Here is a 23070-nt window from a genome sequence, read left to right as displayed (position 1 = left end):
ATGTATCGGTCCTTCAGAGGTACCAGCTCCGGGAAGGTCGGGGCAAGGATCCTGTCTGGCCAAGACAAGTTTTCACAAGCATGAATGCTGCGGGATGGCGGTTGACGCGAATCCGGGCCTTTCTTACTCTCAAGGGAAATACATCAGATCTATTCTGATCTTGGAGGCCGCAGGCATGGGCGCAGCGTGGGAAACCAGCCGGCGGACGGCGTTGCGTGGTGGGGTCGCCCTCGCGGCTCTCGCGGCCACCACTGGCACAGCCTTCGCGAAACCCGCCGGGCGACGGTTGCCGTTCCTGCTCGACATGGTCCAGAACAACCCCGGGGAGCCGCTGTTTTCCAGTCGCTTCAACGATTCTGCGACGCTGAAGAGCTACGGCTACGACGGTCAGGTGATCAACGAGTTCACGCCGCCGCAGACCGCGATCACCTTCGACACGTTCGACGAGCGCATTTTCCCAGAGAACTCACCGGGTCGCGCCTGGGTCGAAGCTACTGCGAAGAAGATCGACGCACATATCGCGCGGGCGCACGCGGCAGGTATCGCGGCGTATTTCTTCACCGACATCATCGTCCTGCCGAAACGCCTGGTCGAGCTATATGGCGACCAAGTCCTCGACAGTCAAGGCAGAATCAGCTTCGACCGTCCGCTCACTCAGCAAATCCACCGCCTGATGCTGCGCGAGATCTGCGCCCGTTTCCCCGGTCTGGACGGAATCGTCGTGCGCACCGGCGAGACGTACGTGCAGAACGTGCCGTTCCACACCGGAAACAACCCGATCACCAACGGTGCCGCGAGCCATCTGACGCTGCTCGGCATCCTGCGTGACGAGATGTGCCTGCGCGGCAAGCGAGTCTTCTACCGCACCTGGTCCACCGGCAGCGACAAACTGACCAGCGACCCGGACTTCTACCGCCAGGTGACCGACCAGGTCGAAACGCACGAAAACCTGGTCTTCTCGATCAAGCACACCGCGAAAGACTTCTGGCGGACCATCCCGTTCAACCGCACCATCGGCGTCGGGAAGCACCGGCAGATCATCGAGGTGGAATGCCAGCGCGAGTACGAGGGAAAGGGCGCGTTCCCGAACTACGTGATCGACGGCGTGGTCAACGGTTTCGAAGAATTCCGCACCCAACCGCGGACCGGCCCGATCGGGCTCGCGGAGGTGGCCGACAACCCCATCATCGCCGGAATCTGGACCTGGTCTCGCGGCGGCGGCTGGCGCGGACCGTATCTCCACAACGAATTGTGGTGCGACCTCAACACCTGGGTGATCGCCCGCTGGACCCGCGACACCGGCCTCGGCGAGGAAGGCGCGTTCGCCGAATACGCGACGACGCGGCTCGGCTTGCGTGGCGAACAAGTCCGCCGTTTCCGCCGCCTCGCGCTGCTGTCGGCAGCCGCCGTGCTGCGCGGGCATTACAGCGTGGTGCACCCGATGGGCAGGCTGATGTGGACCCGCGACCAGTTCCTCGGCGGCTCCGACAAGGACCTGACCAGTGATTATGCGGCAATAGTCGCACAAGGCCGGGTGGAACCGGTGCTCGCCGAGAAATCCCAAGCGGCCCGGATGTGGGACGAAATCGTCGCGCTGTCCGACACGCTCCCGCTGCGCAACCACGCCGACCGGACGTACCTGCGAGTGTCCGCGCGCTACGGCCAATCCTGGCACCGCGTAGTGCGTCACGGCTGGGAAGTGATGCTGCGCGGCTATGTAGGCGACCAGAATGGCGGATACGACAAAGCCGCCATGCGCTACCACCTGGCCCGCTACGACGCGGAATGGCAACGCTGGCAACGACTTGCCGAGACCGAACCGTCCTGCGCCACGCTGTATCAGCCGTACAGCTTCGGTCCGAAGGGGCCGGACGGGCTGTACAACGCCGACCCGGACCACGGCATCAAACCGGCCACCGAGCACTACCGCCGTCTTCTGTCCAGTTAGGACGGTACGACGCCCCACCAGAGAAAGTCCCGTGCCCGGGTGGCGGCGACCAGCCGCTGCCTGCTGAGCAACTCCCGCTGTTCCTCTTGCTCGGCAGGGTCTTCCGGCGAAGGACGCGGCAATTGGACGACCAGCACCGCGCGAAAGTCGAGCCCCTTCGCCCGGTGCACGGTCCCGACGTGCAGCCGGTCCTCGGCCTCCCCGACGTAACGTTCGAGCGCCCGCGTGGTGATCCCGGCGGATTCCAGGAAGCGCCGGCACAGCTCGGCATCCGCGTTGCTGAAGGTGATCAGCGCGGTCTCGCCGCGCGGAATGGCCAGGTCCCGGACGGCGGCAGTCAGCGCGTCCGGAAGCTCGGCCTGCGTGCCGGTCCACGACTTCACGACGCCGCCTTCGTTGACCGAATCCGCGTCGCGCAGCGCGACCCCCGCCGCACCGTCCAAATCGTCCACCGCGTTGATCCGCCGAGCGAAGTCGAGAATGCCCGTGCGGTTGCGGTAGTTGACCCGAAGCACTTCGCCGCGGCCTTGGATCGGGATCCCCGCGTCGGACAGCCGCCAACCACCGGGGTAGACCTGCTGCTGTCCGTCGCCCACGAGCAGCAGCTGATTCGGCCCGTCACCAGCGATCGTGCGCAACAGCCGCAGACCGGTGAGAGTCATGTCCTGCGCTTCGTCAACCACGACGGACGCATACGGCTCTTCGAGAGGCTGCCGTTCGAGTTCAGTGCTCGCCCGGGACAGCAGGTCGTGGAAGTCGGACAGCCCGTTCGCGGCCAGATTTTGCGAGTACGTCTCGTACAGCTGCCAGACCTTCGCTCGTTGCCCCCGATCGAGCCGGAGCCCGCGCCGGGCACGGTGGATGGACTGGTACCTCTCCAACGTCGCGATGCCCTGGCCCTTGATGATGCGCTGGACCTCGGTCTCCCAGTAGTCGTAGTTCGGCCCCAGCCGCTCAAGGGGTTCGCGATGCTGCGTCCAAGCGCGCGCGAACGCGTCCTTGGTGAGCCTCGGATTGGTGTTCAACTGGATACCGCGCCCGGCGAGGAACGCCCGGGCCCAGGCGTGCAGGCTGACGAACTGCGCCCGGCCCGCCAGCTCCGGGGCCAGCCGCCGGAACGTGGTCTCGTTGACCGGCGGCAGGGTGCGCACGAACGTCGTGAACAGCAGCGGACCGGTGCTCCGGCGGCCGACGTGCCGCATGCGGTGCAGAGCGACCACCGTCTTCCCGGTCCCGGCCGGACCGCTGATCCGCGCCGGGCCGGAATAGTTGCGCGACGCCAGTGCGGCCTGGTCGGGATGCAGGAACGTCATCCACGTCTCGAACGGCCGCTCCACCGCCGCGAGCAGCTGGTCGTCCGCGACGCTCTCCGCCGAGAGCAGCTCGGACGTCTCGGCCGCCTTTTCCGGAGCCGCGACCGTCAGCCACTTGTAGCCACGCAACCGGGCGGCGAGCCCCGAAGCGATCCTGGCGGCTTGCCGAGCGGTCAGATGCACCGTGTCGCGCCGGAAAAGCTGGTCCAGTCTGGCCGCGGGCAACGACCAGAACGGCCCGGCGGCCCCCGGCGATGACCCCGAGCCGCCGATCACGACCAGGGTCACCGCGCTCCGGGCGATGCGCTGCCCGCCCGGGCCGGGCAGTCCGGCGAACCGTTCTTCCGCGTCCCGGGCCACCTCTCGCATCGTCGTTTCGTCCGGCGGCGGATCGGTGACAACAACTGCGAACACCCCGGCGCGCCCGATCAGGAAGGCATCGGCGGTTCCCGGGTCCCCGGTGCGCACCGCCAGGTGCCAGCCTTCGGCGGTCCGCTCCAGCAACCCGGCCAACGTGTTGCGCCGTAAGGGATCCCGGAACCGCGCCGCGATCAGCTTCGTGGCCTGTTGCTGGACCTGCCGCCGGGCATGCGCGCTGAGCCCCACCGAACCCCCGCGTTACGCCGCGACCGTGCGCCGCGAAGCCCGCCATTCCTTCGCCGGGCCGGCCCCGGCCCACAACGCGAACACCGCCACCACGGCGACCAAAGCCGTCCAATACGCCACCGGCGGCGCCGATTCCGTGTGCGCGTCACCGAGCAGCCAAGGACGCAACTGAGACTGCACCCAGAACGCGCCATACCCGAGCACCGTCACCAACACCGAGCCCGCCAGCGCAGGCCGGGGCAGCAGGAAGGCCAGATCCACCGCCAGGCCGACAGCCAGCAGATAGAACGGCACCGTCGACACCGGGAAGCCCAGCGCCAGCAGCAGCGGCCACATCACGCACCGGTACGCGACATACGCGCCGGCCACGGTCAGCCCGGCCCAGCGCTGTCCGACGGTCTTGCGGGCCAGCACCAGGATCAGCGCCGAAACCCCGATTCCCCACAGCGGATAAACCCACTCCGGGATCGGCATCGTGAAGTGCACCACCGCGGCCCGGTCGACCGGGTGGCCGATCTGGTTGGCGGCGAAGGAAAGCAGCGTCGGCTCCGCCTCGGGCGCGCCGCGTTCCCAGGCCCGCAGGCCGAGGATGCCGTACTCCTGCTGTCCGTTCGGGAAGAAGGTGTTCTCCAGGAAGAACGCCCACAGCGCGAGCAGCACCCCGGTGCGGAAGCGGCCCGGCGGGGCCAGCCGCAGCCAGCCGAGCAGGACGCCGGCCTGCATGATGCCGGTGCCGAGGTACAGCATCAGGTGCGACGGGCTCCACGCGGTCAGGTCGAGGCCGTTCACGCGGTGGTTGATCACGTCGAGCGGCGCGGCGACCAGGAACACGATCAGCCCGGCCTGCATGAGCCGCAGCGAGCGCCGGTCGCAGCCGAGGCCGGTGTAGCTGTGGATCGCCACCAGCACGATGATGATCACCGTGCCGACGGTGTTGATCAGGTGCGGCGGGGCGAGGTCGTCGCGCAGCCACTTGAAGTGCCACGACATGTCCCACGACGACCCGACCAGCTTGAACGCGAACGCGGTCAGCCACATGCCGTAACAGAACCGCAGCACCCACGCCGGAGTCGGCTGCCCCGGTGCGCCGCGGTGCCAGTGCGTCGCGAAGAAAAGCCTCGTCTTGCCCACTGGTCCGCGCGGGACCGCGGGGCCGGCGACGTCTTCAACCGCCTTCGTCATAGGCGCCATCATCCACTGCCGCAAGACCCCGCGGCGGGAGAAGGGGCAAAAACCGGGGTTCACCCCTACGGGTGGCGGACTTGCCCCCGCCCGGCCCGGCACGGCAGGGTGTCGGCCCATGATGCCGAAACGAGCCGTCGCCGCCGTGCTGATCGCAGCCCTCGTGCTGGCCGGCGGAGGCGTGCTGACCAGCCTGTTCCTCTGACCCGAGGACATCGTGGGCACAATGGCGGCATGACGCACAACCTGCTGGGCCCCGAGCCCACGCTGCTGCCCGAGCACACCGACGCGCAGGCCGCGCTCGACTCCGGGACGGACCCGTCCGCCGTGGCCGCCGAACACCCCGACTACAGCGAGGCCTGGGCCACGCTCGCCGAACGCGCGCTCGCCGACGGCGAGACCGTCGCCGCGTACGCCTACGCCCGCACCGGCTACCACCGCGGCCTCGACCAGCTGCGCCGGGCCGGCTGGAAGGGCTTCGGCCCGGTGCCGTGGGCGCACCGGCCGAACCAGGGTTTCCTGCGCGCGCTCGCCGTGCTCGGCACCGCCGCGGGCCGCATCGGCGAATCCGAGGAGTACGAACGCTGCAAGACGTTCCTCGCCGACTCCGACCCGGCCGCGGCCGAGGCGACCGGTTTGAAGTGACCGGTCCGAAGTGACGTGGGCCGCCGGTCGCGCCCCGGAAAACCAGGGCGCGACCGGTCCGTTGCCCACCTTCGGGTGACAGCTAGAGGTGTTCGCATTTGGTGACACCTACAAAGGCGGCCATGCGAGGCACGGCCATGCTCACCCCCCGGATCCGCACCCTCGGCACCGCACTGCGCGAGGCCAGGGTCGACGCCCGTTTCGGACTGCGCGAACTCGCCCGGCGAGTCGGCACCAACCCTGCGCTGGTGTCGAACTGGGAGCTGGGACAACGGGTTCCCGCGCTGGAGGACGTCGCGGGCATCCTCGGCGCGCTCGGCGTCGTGGGTGCGGAGAAACAGCGGATCCTGCAACTGGCGCGCGGCACCGCCGAACCGGGCTGGGTCGCCCGAGGCAAACAGTCCGACCCGGACCACCTCGGCGGGCTGCTCGCCTGCGAACGCGCCGCGACGTCGGTCGTCGAATGGCAGCCGCTGCTCCTGCCGGGGCTGCTGCAGATCCCGGATTACGCGCGGGCGTTGTTCCTCGCCGACGGATTGCCGCTGAAGGACGCGGAACGCCAGGCGGAGCTCCGGATGATGCGCCGTCCGCTGGTGGTCGGCCCCGGCGCGATCCCGTGCGAGGTGCTGCTGGGCGAGGCGGCGTTGCGCAATCCGGTCGGCGGGCCTTCGACGATGGCCCGGCAGCTCCGGTTTCTCGCCGACCTGATGGCGACGTCGGCGAAGCTGTCGGTCCGCGTCGTGCCCGGCAGCAGCGGCGGGCATTCGGGACTGGCCGGGCGGTTTTGCGTGTACTACGTGGAGGTCGGCGATCCGATCGTCTACTTCGAGCACCAGCACTCGGGGGCCTTCCTCCTCGACGAGGGGAACGACACCTACTGCGAAGTCGCGGACCGGATCCGCGATTTCTCCCTGGACTCCCGCCAATCGGCGGCGTTCGTGCAGCACACCGCACAGCACTTCCGGGAGCTCGCGCAGGGGAAAACCACCGAGGGGCCTAGGAATACGTTCGGTTAGCCGTCCGGTCGGTCGCGATCCGCAGTTCGCTGTGGAGCAGATTTCCCGACACCGAGAATCCGTGCCGCAGATAGGCCGGGATCGCGCGGTCCGAGGAATGCACGGTCACCCGCTCCAACCCGAATTCCGCGGCCAGCCGCAGCGTCGCCTCGATCAGGAGACCGCCGACGCCACTGTCGCGTGCTTCCGGCACGACGTACACGCATTGCACGTCGCCGCAGATCCGCGAAAAGTCATGCGGCGTCGGCACTCTGGGAGTGAGGGCGAGGAAGGCCATCCCGAGAACTTGCTCGTCCCGTACCGCGACCAGACAGCGATGCGTTTCGGCGTGCGCGCGAGCCCAGGCGGCGAACTCGCGGACGAATTCGGCCCGGTCGCGTTCCGGCAGGCCGTCCTGGTCCGCGACCCACCGCCAGCGCAACGCGGCGACGGCGGCGAATTCGTCGACGCGGGCTGGGCGGATCCCGGTGACCGGCACAGGTGTCATTTCCGAAGTTCCGGAGGTCGCGGGAGGCTTGCTTGCATAGTTGCGTGAAGAACTCGCGGGCAGCCACGAGCTCGCAGGAAGCTCCGCTGCGGCGAGTTGAGCTGAGCCGTCCTGGTGCTGATGGCTCGCGAAGGATGACCCGGCCGGCCGGGGGAGGGTGCCGGCCGGGTCCGAGGCCGTCAGGCGACCGCCGCGAGTTCCCGGGTTGGGGCTACCGAGCCGACGACCCGGTTGCGGCCGCTGTTCTTCGCCGCATACACCGCGGCGTCGGCCGCGGCCATCACTTCCTCGATACTTGCCCCGTCTAGCGGGAACGCCGCCACCCCGATCGACGCGGTGCGGTTTTCGATCGCGACCGATACGCCTTCGTTCGTCTGCGTCGGGATCACCAGCTCGCTGATGCGCTGCCGGATCCGTTGCGCCGTCACGATCGCGTCTTCCTTCGACGTCGACGGCAGCAGCGCGACGAACTCCTCGCCGCCGAACCGGCCGACGAGGTCGTGGGCCCGCGTCTCCTGTTTCACCACCGCGGCAACGGCTTTGAGCACGTCGTCGCCCGCGAGGTGGCCGTAAGTGTCGTTGATCCGCTTGAAGTGGTCGAGGTCGATCATCAGCGCGCCGAAGCTGCCGTTCTCGCGCTCGGCACGGGAAATCTCGCGCTGCGCGCCGTCCTGCCAGGTCGTGGCGTTGAGCAGCTGCGTCTTCTGGTCCGTGGTCGCGAGTTCCTCGAGCCGCTTGATCAGCATCGAGCGCTGCAGCACGTACAGCGGCAGGATCACCAGCACCGACAGCAGCGGTTCCTGGCTCAGCACCATCACCAGCAGCCCGCCGACGCACAGGGTCGCCAGTTCCAGCAGGTTGTCGTCCATCGTGCCGAGGCAGGACTCGGCGGTCGCCTTCGCCGGGTCGGTCAGGTACAGACCAAGGCCGGTCAGTGCGGTGTTGACCAGGAAATAGCCGAGCGCGCCCGCCACCACGGTGGTGACGCTGTGGCCGTTCGCGAGATGTCCGGCCAGCGCGGCGCCGAAGCCGGAGAGGATCATCGTGGTCGCGTTGGCCGCGACGCGGTGCGCCTCACCGGGGCGCGTGCCGTTCCAGCTGCGGAACGCCAGGTAGACGTAGATGATCACGCCCAGCGCGGCCACCAGCTGCGGCGGCACCAGCAGCGCCGCCGGGAGCAGCCATACCGAGGTCACGGTGATGTGCGGGCCCTGGCTCAACATCCGGCGCTGCCGTTCGATCTGCCGCGTGACCTCGGTCTGCGCGATCGCCAGCCCTGCGAGCATGCCGAGGATGCCGATCTGGCTGAGGCTGACCGGGAACACCAGCGTGCTCACCACGGTGAGCACCACCGTGACGGCCATGCTCGTCAGCGTGACCGCGACCCATTGCCGCGGCCGAGTCCAGAGCGACCACCGGGAGACCGCATCGCGCAGCCCCAGACCAGAAAATTCCCCCAATGTGACCATTCTTCCCCCCGGGTCTTGCGCGGATCTCCAGTGACACTCGCCTTACTCACAGTTTCAGACCGTTTGCCGCCTGTCCACAAGGGCCTTAGGTGTGTACATTTTTCCCGAACACGCCGGATGAAGGGTGACCAGCGATGCGCAGCAAGGAACAGTGACCGCGTAGCAGCACCGCAAGGTCGCGCAGGTCAGAGCCTCACGCGCGGGGCATGTCGGGGTAATCAGGCATGTTCGGCGCGTGTGGCTTCCTTCGCAGACCCCTCTTTGGCCTGCCCGGAAACGGTCCGCTGCCACGCGATCGCGAGGGGAATCGTGATGAGCAGCCCGGCCAATCCGAAGATTCCGACCGTCGTCTGCGCGCTCACGTGGTCCGCGATGACCCCGCCGATCAACGGCGTCACGCCCATTGTGGTGGTCAATCCGGTGTTCGAAAGCCCCATCGTCTGAGCCCGGCTCTCGTCCGGAACCGCGACCGTCAGCGAGGCCGTCGCCTGCAGCAGCGCGATCGTGCCGAAGCCGCCGGAGATCACGAACAGGATCACCGAAACGATCGGGCCCGGCTGCAGGAAACACAGCAGCAGCGGGATCGCGGCGAGCGCGGTCATCGGGCCGATCAGCTTCGGCCGGATCCCGGCGGGAACCCAGCGCGTGTAGATGAAGGTGAAGATCACGCTGCCCACCGGGTCGGCGGCGAGCAGGAAGCCGATCATTTCGGACCCGCCGCCCGAGGAGGCGACGTAGGGCGCGGCAATGCCCTCGTACACCGGCATCAGGCCGGCGAGCCACGTGAAGACCATCAGGGACCGCAGCGCACTGGTCGCGAAGGCGACCTTGCCGCCCGCGCTCAGCGAGGAGAGGAACGGCTTGCGCTTTTCCCCGCTGGCCGCTGCGGGGCGGGATTTCAGTCCGAAGCGGAGGAAGAGCGCGGAGAGCAGGAACGTGCCCGCGTCGAGCACCAGGGCGAGGCGGGCGTCCATCGTGAGCAGCAGCGCGCCACCGCCGGCGAAACCGAGCAGCTGCGCGGATTGGACCGTCATGCTCCGGATGCCCATGCCGACCACGAAGCGGTCGCCTTCGAGCACCTGCGGCAGCAAGGCCAGCTGAGACGCCTTGAACGGCGGATTCAGCAGGGAAACACAGCCGACGAGCACGCATAGTGCCCAGAACGGCAGTCCGGGAATGGCAACGCACAGAATCAGCGCCGCGCGCGTGAGGTCGACGGTCACCATGACCGCCCGGCGCGGGAAGCGGTCGGCGAGTCCGGTGAGGAAGATGCCGCCCAGCAGCGACGGGAAGAACGTGAGTGCGTACGTCAGGCCGGTCAGCGTCGCGGAACCGGTGTTGGCGTAGACGAGGACGGACAACGCGACGCGGGCGAGCTGGTCACCGGCGATCGACAGCAGTTCGCCGAACCACATCGCGCGGAACTCGGCGACTCCGAACACCTCGCGGAACGTGACCCGGTGTGGTGCTGTCGTCATGCGTGTTCTCCCCGCTGCTGTGTGCGGACTGTGCCGCACTAGTGACCAACGGGTGACCCTAGATCCTCCTGGTCACGGGCCGGTCACACGAAGTGAGTTGTCAAGCTCAGTGTCTCGTGACTGTTGGTGATTCTCTAGGTTCTTTAGCCGGTATCCGACAGGTCACGGTCAGTTCGCCACGTGTCCAGACGATAGCGCTCCGCACTCTCCTCCGGGGCCGCTTCGATCTTTGTGGTTTGTGCCACATCCGTTCGGGTGAATCGTCCGCAGTGTGGAACGGCCGCCGTCCGGCCACCCAGCCGCGTAGCTTCGCCCGGGTGACCGCTCTCCCGACGTTCACGCTCGCCATCGTGGGCGCCGGACCTCGCGGGGTCGGCGTCCTCGAACGGCTGTCCGCGAACGCTGCCGAACTGCTCGGCGACCGGCAAGCCGAAGTCCATCTCATCGACCCGTTCCCGCCCGGCCCCGGCCGGGTGTGGCGGTACGAGCAGTCGCCGCTGCTGCGGATGAACTCGATGCCCGAGGACGTCACCGTCTTCACCGACGACACCGTCCGGATCGACGGCCCGGTGCGGCCGGGCCCGTCGCTGATCGAGTGGGTGCGGCAGGTGCGCGCGGGCACCCTGGCGTATCCGGTGCCGGACGACGTCCGCGCCGAGTTCGAGTCCCTGGCCTCCACGGACTTCCCGACCCGGCGGTTGCAGAGCCGGTACCTGGAGTGGTTCTACCGCAAGGTGGTCGCTGAATTGCCGTCCGGCATCACGGTTATCGAGCACCTCGCCACGGCCGAGAGCATCGACAGCGACGAGACCGTGCGGCTTTCCGACGGCACGACCGTGACTGCCGACGCCGTAGTGCTGACCGTCGGCCATCTCGACGCGGTCCCCGATTCTCGCGAACGAGAACTGGAGGCGTTCGCCGAGCAACACGAGCTGGCCTACTACCCCGCTGGCTACACCGCGGACGTCGACTATTTCGCTGTGCCCGCCGGAGAACCGGTGCTAGTGCGCGGTTTCGGACTCGCGTTCGTGGATCTGATGCTGTTGCTGACGGAGGGTCGCGGCGGCCGGTTCGAGGAGCTGCCGTGCGGCGGTCTGCGGTACCACCCGAGCGGCGCCGAGCCGGTGCTGCGCGTCGGGTCCCGGCGAGGGGTGCCGTATCACGCGAAAACCGGCTACCGACTGCGCGGGAAACCGTTGCAGATTCCCAGATTCTTCGACAAGCGCGCCATCGATGGGCTGACCGGTCCGCTCGACTTTCGCGCGGACGTGTGGCCGCTGATCGCGAAGGAACTCGCCTGGGCGTATTACACCGAGCTGTTCACCGGGCATCCGGATCGCGTGCGTACGGATTTCGCGGTCTTCGCGGACAAATTCGCCGACCTGCCGTGGGGAACGTCCGAAATGGACGCTCTGATCGCGGCCGCGGTGCCTGCGCTGGAGGACCGGCTCGACCTGGAGCGGTTGGATCGTCCCTTCGCTGGCCGCCGGTTCGCTTCCGGTGAGGAATTCGGAAAAGCGGTGCGGAAATACATCGAGTCCGACCTCGCACGACGGGCGGATGTGCACCACAGTGCGGACCTCGGCGCGTTTATGGCGCTGCTGTCGGTGATCGGTCAGCTGCCCGTGCTGCTCGCCACCGGACGCCTGACCGCCGCCTCTCAAGTGTCCGATATGGACGGCTGGTTCCACGGGTTCTTCTCTTACTACGCAAGCGGTCCACCGCCGCGTCGGCTCGACGAACTGCTCGCACTTGAGGACGCTGGCGTCGTGTCGTTCCTTGGCGCGGACATCTCGATCGACGCTGACGAGACGGCCAGGACGTTCGTCGCCTCGAGCGCCAGCCATCCGGACACTGTCGCCGCACGCACGTTGATCGAGGCGCGACTGCCGAACGCCAGTGTCCCGCGAGTGTCCGACCCGCTGTTGCGCAGCCTGCGGGACACCGGAGCGCTGGCGGAGGAAACCGTGCCGGACGTCGACGGTGCGAACTTGCCGTCCGGGCGGATTGCCACGACGCTCAACGACTTCCGTCTGGTCACTGTGGACGGAACCGCGCATCCGACGCGGTTCGCGGTCGGCCCGCACACGAGTGTCCGATCAGCGGGCGCTTTTACCCGACCGCGCACGAATGCGATCTCATTCCGGCAGAACGACGCGCTGGCAAGGGAAATCCTGCGGCTGGCTAACCCTTGACTGTCGGCGCGATTTGCTGCGCCCACTCCCACGGCGCCGCGGTGTCGCCGGGCAGCGAGTTGAAGTACTCCCAACCGTCGATGCCGCCGAAGTCCGGATACTTCTGGACAAGACTGCTGACGGTGTTCTTTAGCGTCGGCATATCGACGTAACCGTTGCAGTTAGCCGGATTCGTGACAGTTCCCGCGACGACCTTGCTCGCCGGGACGACGCCGTGACTGATGATCTGGTCGTAGCCCGAGGTGTCCGACAGCGAACCCCAGCCGCAGTAGAACTGGGCGTTGAACCAGGAGATCTGGTCGCCGCGCTCGCGGTAGAGCCGGTCGTAGTCGAGGCCGGAAAGGCCGCCACCGCCGCTGAGTTCGGTCGCGACCGGGGCGAGGGTGATCAGGAAGTCCGGGCCGAAGTCGCTGCGCAGCGCGTCGATCACCCGGTTCAGCGCGTCGTTCGACATCTGCTCCTCGACGTCGAGGTCGATGCCGGACAGCGAATGGTCGCGGATCAGGGTGCGCAGCAACGGATAGTAAGTGTCGAAGTCCTGCTCCAGGCGCTGGAAGCTGCCTTTCGCCGCACCGCCGACGAAAGCGAGCGCGTGCACGCCTTTGCCTTGCATGGTGGCGAGATCGGCCCACATCTGCGCGAACTTGGCGTCCGACGGCGGATCGTCGTTGAGCGTCATGGTTCCGCCGTCGTTGAGATGCACGGCTCCGACGATCACGTCGGTGACGCCGGTGCCGTGGTCGGTGAGCCCCAGCGGAGAGATGTACGACCCGTTTTGGTGCGTGGTTTGGTAGTAGACAACAACTCTGCGTCCGGTCGCCGCCGTGGCCGGGACTGCTCCGCAGAGCACCAGGAACACCGCCAGCACCGCCGCCGTGATCTTCCTCATGGGTTTGGACCATAGGACGGCAGCGGTGCCCGCGGTAGGGCCGAAAGCGTCAGCAACGCCCCAGCATGTCCGTCAGCGCAGACTTCTCCGCCGAATTCACGGTCAGCTTGAACTTGGCCTTGACCGTCACCCACATTTTGGCGTAGGTGCACCAGTAACCGGTGGACGGCGGCTTCCACTGGTCCGGCGACTTGTCGCCCTTTTCCTGGTTGACGTTGTCGGTCACCGCGATCAGCTGCGGGTCGGTCAGGTCGTTGGCGTAGGCCTGTCGCTGCGCGGTGGTCCACGACGACGCGCCGGTGCGCCACGCGTCGGCGAGCGGCACGACGTGGTCGATGTCCACATCGGACGGAGAGCTCCAGGTCGCCCCGTCATACGGCGAGGTCCAGGTGCCCGAGGTCGGGGCACAGTCGGAGCCGACCTTCACGTTGGTGCCGTCGCGCTTGAGCACCAGCTCGCGCGTGTTGCAGCTGTTGCCCTGGTCGATCCAGTGCGGGAACTTGTCGCGGCTGTACCCGGTTTGCGAGCCGTCCGGTTTCACCGTGAGACCGGCGAGCTGGCTCTTCGCGGTGTCCGCCGACGGGATGCCGGGCGGGGTGGCGTCGGCGACGCCGACCGTGACCGAGCCGAGCAGCGCGACGCCGGCCAGGACGGTCAAAGAGTTGCGAACTGTACGAGTGGTCGGCATATTTCTGCCTCCCTGGTCAGGTGTGGGACTGGTTCACCTTTGACCACGAAAGTGGCGTGCGCAACACCGTCAGGTGACAGGAAACCGACCTTCAGTAAACGGAAAGTCATCGAGAGTCCAAATTGGCTTGAACGTTGTCCAGCACTAACGGGTCAGCTGCGGACCGCGCGGAGGTCGGCGGTGTGCCGGTACCAGGTTCGCCGGGTGATCTCGCGTTCCTGCGGGACACCGTCGATGACCAGCGAAGACGTCGGAACGCAGCCGAGCTGGAAGGCGCGCCCGCGGAACGTCGAGGACCGTTTGAGGAGCTTGCCGCGGGTGATTCGGGCGGTCACTCCGGAGTCGTCCGGTGCGACCTCGATGCCGGAAACCAATCCGTCGAAAGCCACCTGTTCGTCGCAATACGCCTGGCCCTTGACATCGCGCAGGGTCGCGTGCCCGAGGAGCACGCCGCCGGTGTCGTCGCGCACGAGCGGGGTTTCGGCGTCCTCGCCCTTCCAAGCGAGCGCGAACGCCTCGTCCGGGTCCGAAGGCAGCCGCCAGTGCGCGGCGACGCGAGAGCCGGTCTCAGTGGCCACGAAACCGACGGACACGCCCGGGAGTACTTCGCGGCGCATGAGACGCACCACCACGGCGGCGAGGTCGGCGTCGGAGCCCAGCACGACGAGCCGGTCGTGTTCCCCCAGCAAGGGGTCGATTTCCGCCTTGCCGGGACGGGGTCCGGCGTGCACGAGGCCGACGTCGCCGAGCCGCGCGGGCAGATCCGCCGCGGCCCCGCAGGCCACCACTATTCCGCGCACCCCGGCGTCCTCCGTTAAAGTCATGCACCGGCATTTACCAGCGCCACCCGTGCCCCCGTCCGGGAGCACTATTCCTATTGCCGAACACCTGGAGTGTCACATGCCGGCCATCGTGCTGATCGGTGCCCAGTGGGGGGACGAGGGCAAGGGCAAGGCCACCGACCTGCTCGGCGACCGCGTCAAGTGGGTCGTCCGCTACCAGGGCGGCAACAACGCGGGCCACACGGTCGTGCTGCCGAACGGCGAGAACTTCGCGCTGCACCTGATCCCGTCGGGGATCCTGACGCCGGGCGTGACGAACGTCATCGGCAACGGCGTGGTCATCGACCCGGGCGTGCTGCTGGACGAGCTGGCCGGTCTCGAGGAGCGCGACGTCGACACCAGCAAGCTGCTGATCTCGGCCGACGCGCATTTGATCATGCCGTACCACGTGGCGATCGACAAAGTCACCGAGCGCTATCTCGGCAGCCGCAAGATCGGCACCACCGGCCGCGGCATCGGCCCGTGCTACCAGGACAAGATCGCCCGCGTCGGCGTCCGAGTGCAGGACCTGCTCGACGAGAAGATCTTCCGCCAGAAGGTCGAGGCGGCACTGGAATTCAAGAACCAGGTGCTGGTCAAGGTCTACAACCGCAAGGCGCTCGACGCCGACCAGGTCGCCGACGAGGTGCTCGCGGCGGGCGAGAAGTTCGCGCACCGCATCGCCGACACCCGGCTGCAGCTGAACCAGGCGCTGGAGCGCGGCGAAACGGTGCTGCTGGAGGGTTCGCAGGGCACGCTGCTCGACGTGGACCACGGCACGTACCCGTTCGTCACGTCGTCGAACCCGACGTCCGGCGGCGCGAGCGCGGGGTCGGGCATCGGCCCGGGCCGCATCACGACCGTGCTGGGCATCCTGAAGGCCTACACGACCCGCGTCGGCTCCGGCCCGTTCCCGACCGAACTGGACGACGAGTCCGGCGAGTACCTGCGCAAGCAGGGCGGCGAGTTCGGCGTCACCACCGGCCGCTCCCGGCGCACCGGCTGGTTCGACGCGGTGATCGCCCGCTACGCGGTGCGGGTCAACGGAATCACCGACTACTTCCTGACCAAGCTGGACGTGCTGTCCGGCCTGGAGAAGGTCCCGGTCTGCGTCGGCTACGAGGTGGACGGCTTCCGGACCTCGGACATGCCGATGACCCAGACCGACGTGCACCACGCGGTCCCGATCTACGAAGAGCTCCCGGGCTGGTTCGAGGACATCTCGGCCTGCCGCACGTACGACGAGCTGCCTGCCAACGCGCGGGCTTACGTCGAGCGGATCGAGGAGCTGTCGGGGGCGCGGGTTTCGGCGATCGGCGTTGGCCCCGGGCGGGAACAGACGATCGTGCGGCACGAGTTCGCCTGAGTTGTTGCGTCTGTCGTTCGCCGTTCGATGAGAGCGGCATGACGACGGATGGTGGTGCTGGTCGATCGGACGGGACTGGCGGGCCTGACCGGTCTGGCGGGCCTGGCCGGGCTGGCCGGGATGGCCGACCTGACCGGGCTGGCAGGGCTGGCCGGGTGCAGAAGCTGCCGGAGCTGCGGTGGTGGTGGGTTGCCGCTGCCGCCGCGGCGACCGCGGTTCTGATCGCGGCGGCGACCTGGCTGTTGGTGAGCCAGGTGGCGACCGCGCCGACGTCGGACACCGCCCGGGCTGAGCTCGACGCCATCCGGACGGCGCTGAGCCTCGCGGTCGGCACCGGCGGAGCCTTCGCCTTGTGGCTGGCGGCGCGTCGGCAACGGTCGATGGAAATACAGATCAACGAGACCATCGCCGCCACCGCCGAGGATCAGCGGCATCGCGAGAGGGTCCAGCTCGCGACCGAGTTCGACCTGACCGAGCGGCGGATCACCGAGCTGTACGCCAAAGCTGTCGAACAGATCGGGTCGGACAAGGCACCCGTTCGGCTCGGCGGATTGTATGCGCTGGAACGGCTGGCGAACGCGAATCCGACGCTGCGACAGGCCGTCGTCAACGTTGTCTGTGCGTATCTGCGAATGCCGTTTCCCGAACCTTCGTGGGATTACGAACGGTCCGTGGCTGCCGACCTGAAAAGCGAAATGTCGGAGGCTGAACGGCAGGAGCGAGAGGAACTTCAGGTACGGCTCGCCGCGCAGGGACTGCTGGCGGATCATCTCCGGGAGAGTGACGGCTCCCCAGCGAATTGGGGTGCCCTTGAGATAGACCTGAGTCGCGCGGTCTTGATCGACTTCCGGCTTGCCGGGTGTTCTGTCGGCAAAGCACGGTTCCGCGGAACTCAGTTCCTGGTGGTGGCCAGGTTCGACCAGACTGTCTTCCACGGAGAGGTGTGGTTCTACGAGGCCGACTTCGATCGGCTGGCGAGCTTCTCCGGTACGAAGTTTCTCGATCGCGCCATCTTCACGCGGACGCGGTTCGGCTGGCATCTTTCGGCGAGGAGTGTTCGGTTCCTCGGCGGAGCCGGGTTCTTTCGCTCGGAGTTCTGCGGGACGTGCGATTTTCGGGACGGGGAGTTCGGTCAGTTCATCGAATTCGACAAGCCTCCGAAGATCAGTCAGCCGAGCGAAGAGTATGTCGGCGATTCGTTGTCGTGGGACGAGTTTCCCGGTACCCGCTTCAACTTCCAGGACGCGAAGATCGGGCAGCTGGCCGAAGAGCCGATACTGCCCGACCAGTGGAGCGTTTCCGCCGACGGGACTTTGGTCTATCGCCGCGAGCTGGATCCGTCGTGATCGTTGTGGTCAGCGAACCGTTGTGGTGACTGGGGTTTGGTTGCGGAACAGGTCGAGCACCGGGCAGTGTTCGTCCACCGCGCGGCGGAGTTGTTCGTAGACCTCGGGCGCGGCCGGGCCGTCGAGTTCCACGGACACTCGCACGTCGCTGAAGCCGGGGCGCGTCGATTCGTCGAAGCCGAAGAAGCCGTGCAGGTCGAGGTCTCCGTCCACCTTCACGCGGACTCCGTCCAGCGGGATGCCGAGGCGGGCCGCCCAGAACTGGTACGTGATCACCTGGCAGGAGCCGAGCGCGGCCAGCGCGTACTCGACCGGGTTCGCCGCCTGGTCGGTGCCGCCGAGGGCGGGCGGTTCGTCGACGGTGAACGCGTGGTCGCGCACCCGGACGTCCACCACCGTCGCGGTGTTCGCGGCCAGTGCGTGGTCGACGCTGAACGACACCGCCGCGTTGTGCCGGTCCGTCCGCACGGCTTGGCGGGTGCCGTCGATGACGTCGGTCAGGGACATCGGTCCTCCTGGGGTCGTCGGGCGTCCAGGGTGCGGGTCTGCCGGGCGGCCGGGCAGGGGCTCTCGTCGGCTGAGAAGGCGGCTGGCACAAAGCCGCGTACTTGTTTCCGCTGGTGAGAAACCGGTGGCGCGGCTGAATAATTTGAAGGTATGAGCGTCGGACTAACCCTTCCTGCCCGCCCGCAGGCGAACATCACAGTGGCCGAAGTCCTGGACCAGGTGCGCGAGGCCGAGGAGGCGGGCGCGGCGTCGATCTGGTTCTCCCAATTGCCGTCGAGCCACGACGCACTGGCGCTGGCCGCGCTGGCCGGGCAGATGACTTCCCGGGTCGAAATCGGCACGTCCGTCGTGCCGATTTACCCGCGGCATCCGCTGGTGCTGGCCGCTGCCGCGCGCACGGCGAGCGAGGCGTCCGGCGGGCGGTTCACTCTCGGCATCGGCCTTGGGTCGAAGAACTTTCTCGAACCCGTCTACGGCACGCCGTATCCGCCGCCGGTGCGGCACCTGCGGGAGACTCTGACCGTTTTGCGTGCGCTGTTCGCCGGGGAACAAGTCGACTTCACCGGCTCGACGGTGGAGGTGCACCTGTCGGAGCCCGCGCCGGCGACACCGATTTCGGTGCTCGTTGCCGCGATGGGTCCGCAGGCGTTGCGCGTCACCGGGGAACTGGCGGACGGGACGCTGCCGTACCTGGCCAGCCCGCGTGCTCTCTCAAACCTGATCGTGCCCGGGATCGGTCCGGGCAAGCGAGTGGTCGCCGCCGTTCCGGCTGTGGTGACCAGCGACGTCGACGCGGTGCGCGAGATCGCGGCGCGGGAACTCGGTTTCTACGGTTCGATCCCGTCGTATCGGCGCGTGCTGCAGGAGGGCGGCATCGAAAACGCGGCGGAACTGGTGCTGATCGGCGACGAGGAGACGGTCGCTGCCGGCGTGCAGCGCTACTTCGACGCGGGCGCGACCGACGTGTTGCTCACCCAGACCGCCCTGCACACCGACGAGGACCGGCGGCGCACCTGGCGGCTGACGGGCGAGCTCAACTCATCCGGTTCGTAAGGGTTGTCGTTACTGACAGTTCCTCCAGATCGAGTTCGTGCAGCACCTTCTGCAGGACGTCGTCGTCAAGGCGACCGGCGCGGTTCTCCTCGATCATCGCCGCACGCTGGGTAATGAGGAGTTCCCGCCGCGCCTTGGCGAACTGCGCCTGCGGACTGTCGCGGCGTTCCTCGCCGGACAGGGTGATCGCGGCCTGCGCGAACCGGTAACGGGTGTCCACCACGCGTTCCAGCCGTTCTTCGAGCCGCTTCATTTTCTCCGGTTCCATGTCCAATGTGGACAGTTGGTCACGCGCGAGCTCGCGCAGCCGTTCGTGCGCGGCCTTTTGCGCGACCTTGCGCGCGGCCAGCTCCTCGGCCTGGTCGCGGGCGTCCTCCTCCGGGTCCTGGACTTTGAGCAGCCGAATCAGCGGCGGCAGCGTGAGGCCTTGGATTAGCACCGTCCCGACCGCGACGGAGAACGCGAACAGCTGAATCTCGGCGCGACCAGGCGTACCCGCCGGAACACCGGACGCGGCGGCGATGGTGACCACGCCGCGCATGCCGGTCCACGAGATCACCGCCAGCGAACGCCAGGCTGGCGGATCGTGCTTGGTGCGTCTGAGAAGTTGCAGCGACCGAGGCAGATAGCTGGACAGGAACACGGCCGGAATCCGCACGAACATCGTGGCGAGCAGCACGACGACCGCGGACAGCGCGAGCGTCCCGTTGTCCCGCGCGGCATGCTGCGCCCCGTCGAGCACGAACGGCAGCTGCAACGCCATCAACGCGAACACCAGCGCCTCGAGCATGACGTCGATCGACGCCCAGACAGACCGGTCCTGCACCCGCGTCGCCGGGGACGCCCGCAACGACCGGTGCCCGAGGAACAGCCCCGCCGTGACCACCGCCAGCACGCCGGACCCGCTGAACTCCGCCCCGAACGGATGCAGATGCTCCGCGGTCACGTACGCCGCGAACGGCACCACGATCCCGAACGCCGATTCGAGCAGCGGATCGTCCAGCCGCGTGCGGATGAGTTCGACGACCCCGCCCGCGACCAGCCCGACCAGAATGCCGACCACCGTCGCGACGGCGAAGACCGCGAACCCGTGCCCGAGCGACCCCGCCGTCCCGGCCACCGCCGCGAGCGCGACCTTGTACAGCGTGAGCGCGGCCGCGTCGTTGACCAGGCTTTCGCCGGTGAGCACCGTCATCACGCCCCGCGGCAACCCCAGCCGCCGACCGATCGCGACGGCGGTCACCGCGTCCGGCGGAGACACGACCGCCCCGAGCACCAGCGCCGACGCCCACGGCAGATCGGGCAGCAGCAGGTGCACCACGAACGCGATCACGAACGCGGTGACCACCACGAGCAGCACCCCGAGGGTGATGATCGGCCGCAGATTCGCACGAAAGTGGGAGAGCGAACTCTCCAGCGACGTCGAGTACAGCAGCGGCGGCAGCACGACGGTCAGGATCAGCTCGGGCTCCAGCTCGACCCGCGGAACGCCGGGAATCAGCGCGATCCCCAGCACGACCACCACGATGAGCAGCGGCGCGGAAAGGTTGAACCGCCGGGCGACCGCGGTCAGCCCGAGCGATCCGGCGAGCACGCCGACCAGCGTCAAGGTCTCCATGCTTCGCATCTTGACTCATGGGTCAGCCGAGGCGCGGATGGTGTGGGTTCGTGTCGGGCCTCCCTTCGAAGTGAGGTGGACGGTCGGGGTCGGGGTCGGGAGGGGGCCGGGGTTCGGAGGTGGTCGGCTCTCGCGCGCCAGTGCGACGCGGAGGGTGTGGTTCGTGTCGGGCCTCCCTTCGGGGTGGGGCGGATGGTCGAGGGCGGGCCGGGTTCGGGGGCGGTCGGCTCGCACGCCAGCGCGACGCGGACGCGACGGAGTTGGCGACGACCGGCGGACGGTGCGGACGACGGACCTGGGAGTGGTTGGCGGTGATGGGCGAAGTCGCCCGCCGGTGCTGCGGAGCAGTCGCCGCACGGCGGTTCGGCGTGCGGGTTGATCAGGCCCCGCGTGCAGGCTCCAGTCCAAGGCTCGTCGGCGGAGCAACGTCGGGTGGAGCAATGCCGGGTGGAGGGATGCCGGGTGGGGAACGGTCAGCCGCTTCCAGAACTCCCAGGACTAACCGAGTTCCTTCAGTTCCTTTTCCACCGCGGCCAATTCCTCCGCCGAACCTTGCACCTTCGGGCCGGTGAACCACTTCCGTGCCGACAAGACCCACCACAGGGCAGCCCCGCCCAGGACTACCAGGAAGGCGATCGGCGTGTAGTTGAACGTGTCGACCGTGATGGGGCTCGCTTGGGGGAGCATGAAGAGCACGAAGATCACCACGACCCACCCCGTCGCGACGATGCCGATCGGTTTGCCCCAGCGGCCCAGGTTCCACGGGCCCTTCTCGAAGCTGTCGCCCCGGCGGACGCGGAGGAAGACCGGGATCACGTACGCGACGTACAGGCCCACTGTCGCGATCGAAGTGACTGCTGCGTAAGCCGTCGCGCTCCACAGGTACGGCAGTGCGAGCACCAGCGCGCCGCCGGCCGCCAGCCATACCGCGTTGGTCGGGGTTTGGGTTCGTTTGTTGATGCTGTGCCAGACCTTCGAACCCGGGATCGCGCCGTCGCGGGCGAAGGCGTAGATCATGCGGGAGTTCGCGGTCACCGAGGCCATGCCGCAGAACAGCTGTGCGCCGATGCAGATCAGGAGCAGGAATTTGCCGGTCACCGCACCGGTCGCGTCGATGAAGATCTGTGCCGGCGGGACGCCGGTGGCCGAGTTGACGGCTCCGTCGTAGTCCTGGATCGCGAACGTCAGGCCGATCAACAGGATCCAGCCCGCGACCAGCGACACGAGAATCGAGTTGATGATTCCGCGCGGACCCGCTTTCGCGGCGTTCTTGGTTTCCTCCGTCATGTGCGCCGAGGCGTCGTAGCCGGTGAGGGTGTACTGCGCCAGCAGCAAACCCAGCAGGAACACATACGGCGCGGAACCCCAGCCGGTCTGGTTCACGAAGCTGCCGAACACGAACGACGCTTCCTGGTGCTTCGCCGGCACGAACACGAGCACGCCCACGATCACCAGCACGCCCACCAGATGCCACCACACGCTGACGCTGTTCAGCACCGCCACCACGCGCACGCCGAACGTGTTCAGCACCCCGTGCAGGACAAGGATGACGACCAGCAACAGAATCGTGTGCCCCGGCGTCGCGCTGAAGCCCCACTGCAGATCGAGGAACGCGTTGAGGAACAGGGCAGCGCCGAAGTCGATGCCAGCCGTCACCGCGATCTGCCCGATCAGGTTGAACCAGCCGGTGAACCACGACCACGCGGGACCGTTGCGCGTCGCCAGCTTCGCCGCCCAGTAGTAGAGCCCGCCCGCGGTCGGATAGCTCGAGCACACCTCCGCCATGCCCAGCCCGACCAGCACCACGAACAGCCCGACCAGCGGCCAGCCCCAGATCATCGCCGCCGGGCCGCCGGTCTTCATGCCGAAGCCGTACAGCGTGAGGCAGCCGGACAGGATCGAGATGATCGTGAACGACACGGCGAAGTTCGAGAACGCCGACATCGTGCGTTTGAGTTCCTGCGCGTAGCCGAGCGCGTGCAGGCGAGCGCTGTCTTCGTCGGGTTGGCCGGTCTGCTGGTCGGAGACATCCATCGGGCACCCACCTGAAAGGTATGCGGACAGACCATTGAGAGTGCGCAGAAGTTAGCCCTCGCGGTTCGCGGGTGTCAAGGTTTCGCAGGTGGCTGGGCGGAAGCTCCTCCGAACGGCGCAGGGCGGTCCGGGTTTCGGTGATTGACATGGCACCAGTATCTCGAACAATTGTTCGAGAGCGCATCACTCGAACCGGTCGTCTGTCGAGCAGTTCCGGGCCTCTGGCGGACGAACGTCGAGAACGCTTCGAGGGCTCGCGCGGCAAGGTCCGGATCGAGCGCGGCAGCCCGGCCGATGGCGTGCGCGAGGTCCCAGGAATGCGCCGCGAACTCATGGGCGGAGGCAGCAAGGGCAATCCGGCCCGGGCAGGATCGCCCACGGCAGCAGGGCGCGAGCGAAGACCACACGC

General features: G+C 67.7%; 18 protein-coding genes. 7 read left to right on the top strand and 11 right to left on the bottom strand.

Annotated elements, in window-relative coordinates:
• Positions 1-175: 175 nt before the first annotated feature.
• Positions 176-1948 (top strand): hypothetical protein, encoded by a 1773-nt coding sequence (locus tag ACZ7SW_RS01295; protein WP_470228440.1) that lies wholly within the window; start codon positions 176-178, stop codon positions 1946-1948.
• Here the strand turns inward: ACZ7SW_RS01295 and ACZ7SW_RS01290 are convergent.
• Positions 1945-3867, bottom strand: coding sequence for a UvrD-helicase domain-containing protein (locus tag ACZ7SW_RS01290; protein ID WP_470228439.1), 1923 nt, complete (start codon positions 3865-3867; stop codon positions 1945-1947). The genes ACZ7SW_RS01295 and ACZ7SW_RS01290 overlap by 4 nt on opposite strands.
• A 12-nt stretch (positions 3868-3879) precedes the next feature.
• A complete protein-coding gene (locus ACZ7SW_RS01285; RefSeq protein ID WP_470228438.1) occupies positions 3880-5049 on the bottom strand; it encodes a hypothetical protein in 1170 nt (389 codons plus the stop codon).
• A 234-nt stretch (positions 5050-5283) separates the two neighbouring features.
• On the opposite strand from ACZ7SW_RS01285, the gene ACZ7SW_RS01280 reads away from it, so the two are divergent.
• On the top strand, positions 5284-5694 hold the full coding sequence (locus ACZ7SW_RS01280; protein ID WP_470228437.1) for a DUF3151 domain-containing protein: 411 nt from the start codon (positions 5284-5286) through the stop codon (positions 5692-5694).
• A gap of 122 nt (positions 5695-5816) precedes the next feature.
• Positions 5817-6710, top strand: a complete 894-nt coding sequence (locus tag ACZ7SW_RS01275; protein WP_470228436.1) for a helix-turn-helix domain-containing protein — start codon at positions 5817-5819, stop codon at positions 6708-6710.
• Here ACZ7SW_RS01275 and ACZ7SW_RS01270 read toward each other — a convergent pair.
• The 3 genes from ACZ7SW_RS01270 to ACZ7SW_RS01260 all read right to left on the bottom strand — a co-directional run bounded on the left by ACZ7SW_RS01270 (position 6691) and on the right by ACZ7SW_RS01260 (position 10144).
• Positions 6691-7197, bottom strand: a complete 507-nt coding sequence (locus ACZ7SW_RS01270) for a GNAT family N-acetyltransferase (protein ID WP_470228435.1) — start codon at positions 7195-7197, stop codon at positions 6691-6693. The two genes, ACZ7SW_RS01275 and ACZ7SW_RS01270, sit on opposite strands and share 20 nt — an antisense overlap.
• Before the next feature lie 179 nt (positions 7198-7376).
• Positions 7377-8561: a GGDEF domain-containing protein gene (locus ACZ7SW_RS01265; protein ID WP_470228434.1), complete on the bottom strand. Its 1185-nt coding sequence runs from the start codon at positions 8559-8561 to the stop codon at positions 7377-7379.
• A 323-nt stretch (positions 8562-8884) separates the two neighbouring features.
• Positions 8885-10144 carry an MFS transporter gene (locus tag ACZ7SW_RS01260; protein ID WP_470228433.1) on the bottom strand — a complete coding sequence of 420 codons (1260 nt, stop codon included), beginning with the start codon at positions 10142-10144 and terminating at the stop codon, positions 8885-8887.
• 317 nt (positions 10145-10461) lie between these two features.
• On the opposite strand from ACZ7SW_RS01260, the gene ACZ7SW_RS01255 reads away from it, so the two are divergent.
• On the top strand, positions 10462-12339 hold the full coding sequence (locus tag ACZ7SW_RS01255) for an FAD/NAD(P)-binding protein (protein ID WP_470228432.1): 1878 nt from the start codon (positions 10462-10464) through the stop codon (positions 12337-12339).
• Here the strand turns inward: ACZ7SW_RS01255 and ACZ7SW_RS01250 are convergent.
• The 3 genes from ACZ7SW_RS01250 to ACZ7SW_RS01240 form a co-directional block, all read right to left on the bottom strand.
• The gene (locus ACZ7SW_RS01250; protein ID WP_470228431.1) at positions 12329-13228 is read right to left on the bottom strand and encodes a glycosyl hydrolase family 18 protein; all 900 of its coding nucleotides are present in this window, start codon (positions 13226-13228) and stop codon (positions 12329-12331) included. The genes ACZ7SW_RS01255 and ACZ7SW_RS01250 overlap by 11 nt on opposite strands.
• A gap of 49 nt (positions 13229-13277) precedes the next feature.
• Complete coding sequence (locus ACZ7SW_RS01245) at positions 13278-13916, bottom strand: HNH endonuclease family protein (RefSeq protein ID WP_470228430.1); 639 nt, start codon at positions 13914-13916, stop codon at positions 13278-13280.
• 152 nt (positions 13917-14068) lie between these two features.
• Positions 14069-14740: a hypothetical protein gene (locus ACZ7SW_RS01240; protein WP_470228429.1), complete on the bottom strand. Its 672-nt coding sequence runs from the start codon at positions 14738-14740 to the stop codon at positions 14069-14071.
• Positions 14741-14816: 76 nt separating this feature from the next.
• Here ACZ7SW_RS01240 and ACZ7SW_RS01235 point away from each other — a divergent pair, with 76 nt between their 5' ends.
• Together ACZ7SW_RS01235 and ACZ7SW_RS01230 are read left to right on the top strand one after the other, a co-directional pair.
• Positions 14817-16103 (top strand): adenylosuccinate synthase, encoded by a 1287-nt coding sequence (locus tag ACZ7SW_RS01235; RefSeq protein WP_470228428.1) that lies wholly within the window; start codon positions 14817-14819, stop codon positions 16101-16103.
• Positions 16104-16258: 155 nt separating this feature from the next.
• Complete coding sequence (locus ACZ7SW_RS01230; RefSeq protein WP_470228427.1) at positions 16259-17449, top strand: pentapeptide repeat-containing protein; 1191 nt, start codon at positions 16259-16261, stop codon at positions 17447-17449.
• Between the two features lie 9 nt (positions 17450-17458).
• Here ACZ7SW_RS01230 and ACZ7SW_RS01225 read toward each other — a convergent pair whose 3' ends face one another.
• Positions 17459-17956, bottom strand: a complete 498-nt coding sequence (locus ACZ7SW_RS01225) for an OsmC family protein (protein WP_470228426.1) — start codon at positions 17954-17956, stop codon at positions 17459-17461.
• Positions 17957-18106: 150 nt separating this feature from the next.
• On the opposite strand from ACZ7SW_RS01225, the gene ACZ7SW_RS01220 reads away from it, so the two are divergent.
• A complete protein-coding gene (locus tag ACZ7SW_RS01220) occupies positions 18107-19009 on the top strand; it encodes a TIGR03564 family F420-dependent LLM class oxidoreductase (RefSeq protein ID WP_470228425.1) in 903 nt (300 codons plus the stop codon).
• Here ACZ7SW_RS01220 and ACZ7SW_RS01215 read toward each other — a convergent pair.
• Both ACZ7SW_RS01215 and ACZ7SW_RS01210 read right to left on the bottom strand, forming a co-directional pair.
• A complete protein-coding gene (locus ACZ7SW_RS01215) occupies positions 18990-20627 on the bottom strand; it encodes a Na+/H+ antiporter (RefSeq protein ID WP_470228424.1) in 1638 nt (545 codons plus the stop codon). The genes ACZ7SW_RS01220 and ACZ7SW_RS01215 overlap by 20 nt on opposite strands.
• 498 nt (positions 20628-21125) lie before the next feature.
• On the bottom strand, positions 21126-22661 hold the full coding sequence (locus ACZ7SW_RS01210) for an amino acid permease (RefSeq protein ID WP_470228423.1): 1536 nt from the start codon (positions 22659-22661) through the stop codon (positions 21126-21128).
• Positions 22662-23070: the final 409 nt, after the last annotated feature.

This window comes from Amycolatopsis sp. NPDC114484, assembly GCF_055633755.1.
Note: the sequence above shows the minus strand (reverse complement) of the source record. Positions and strands in the feature narration are given on the sequence as shown.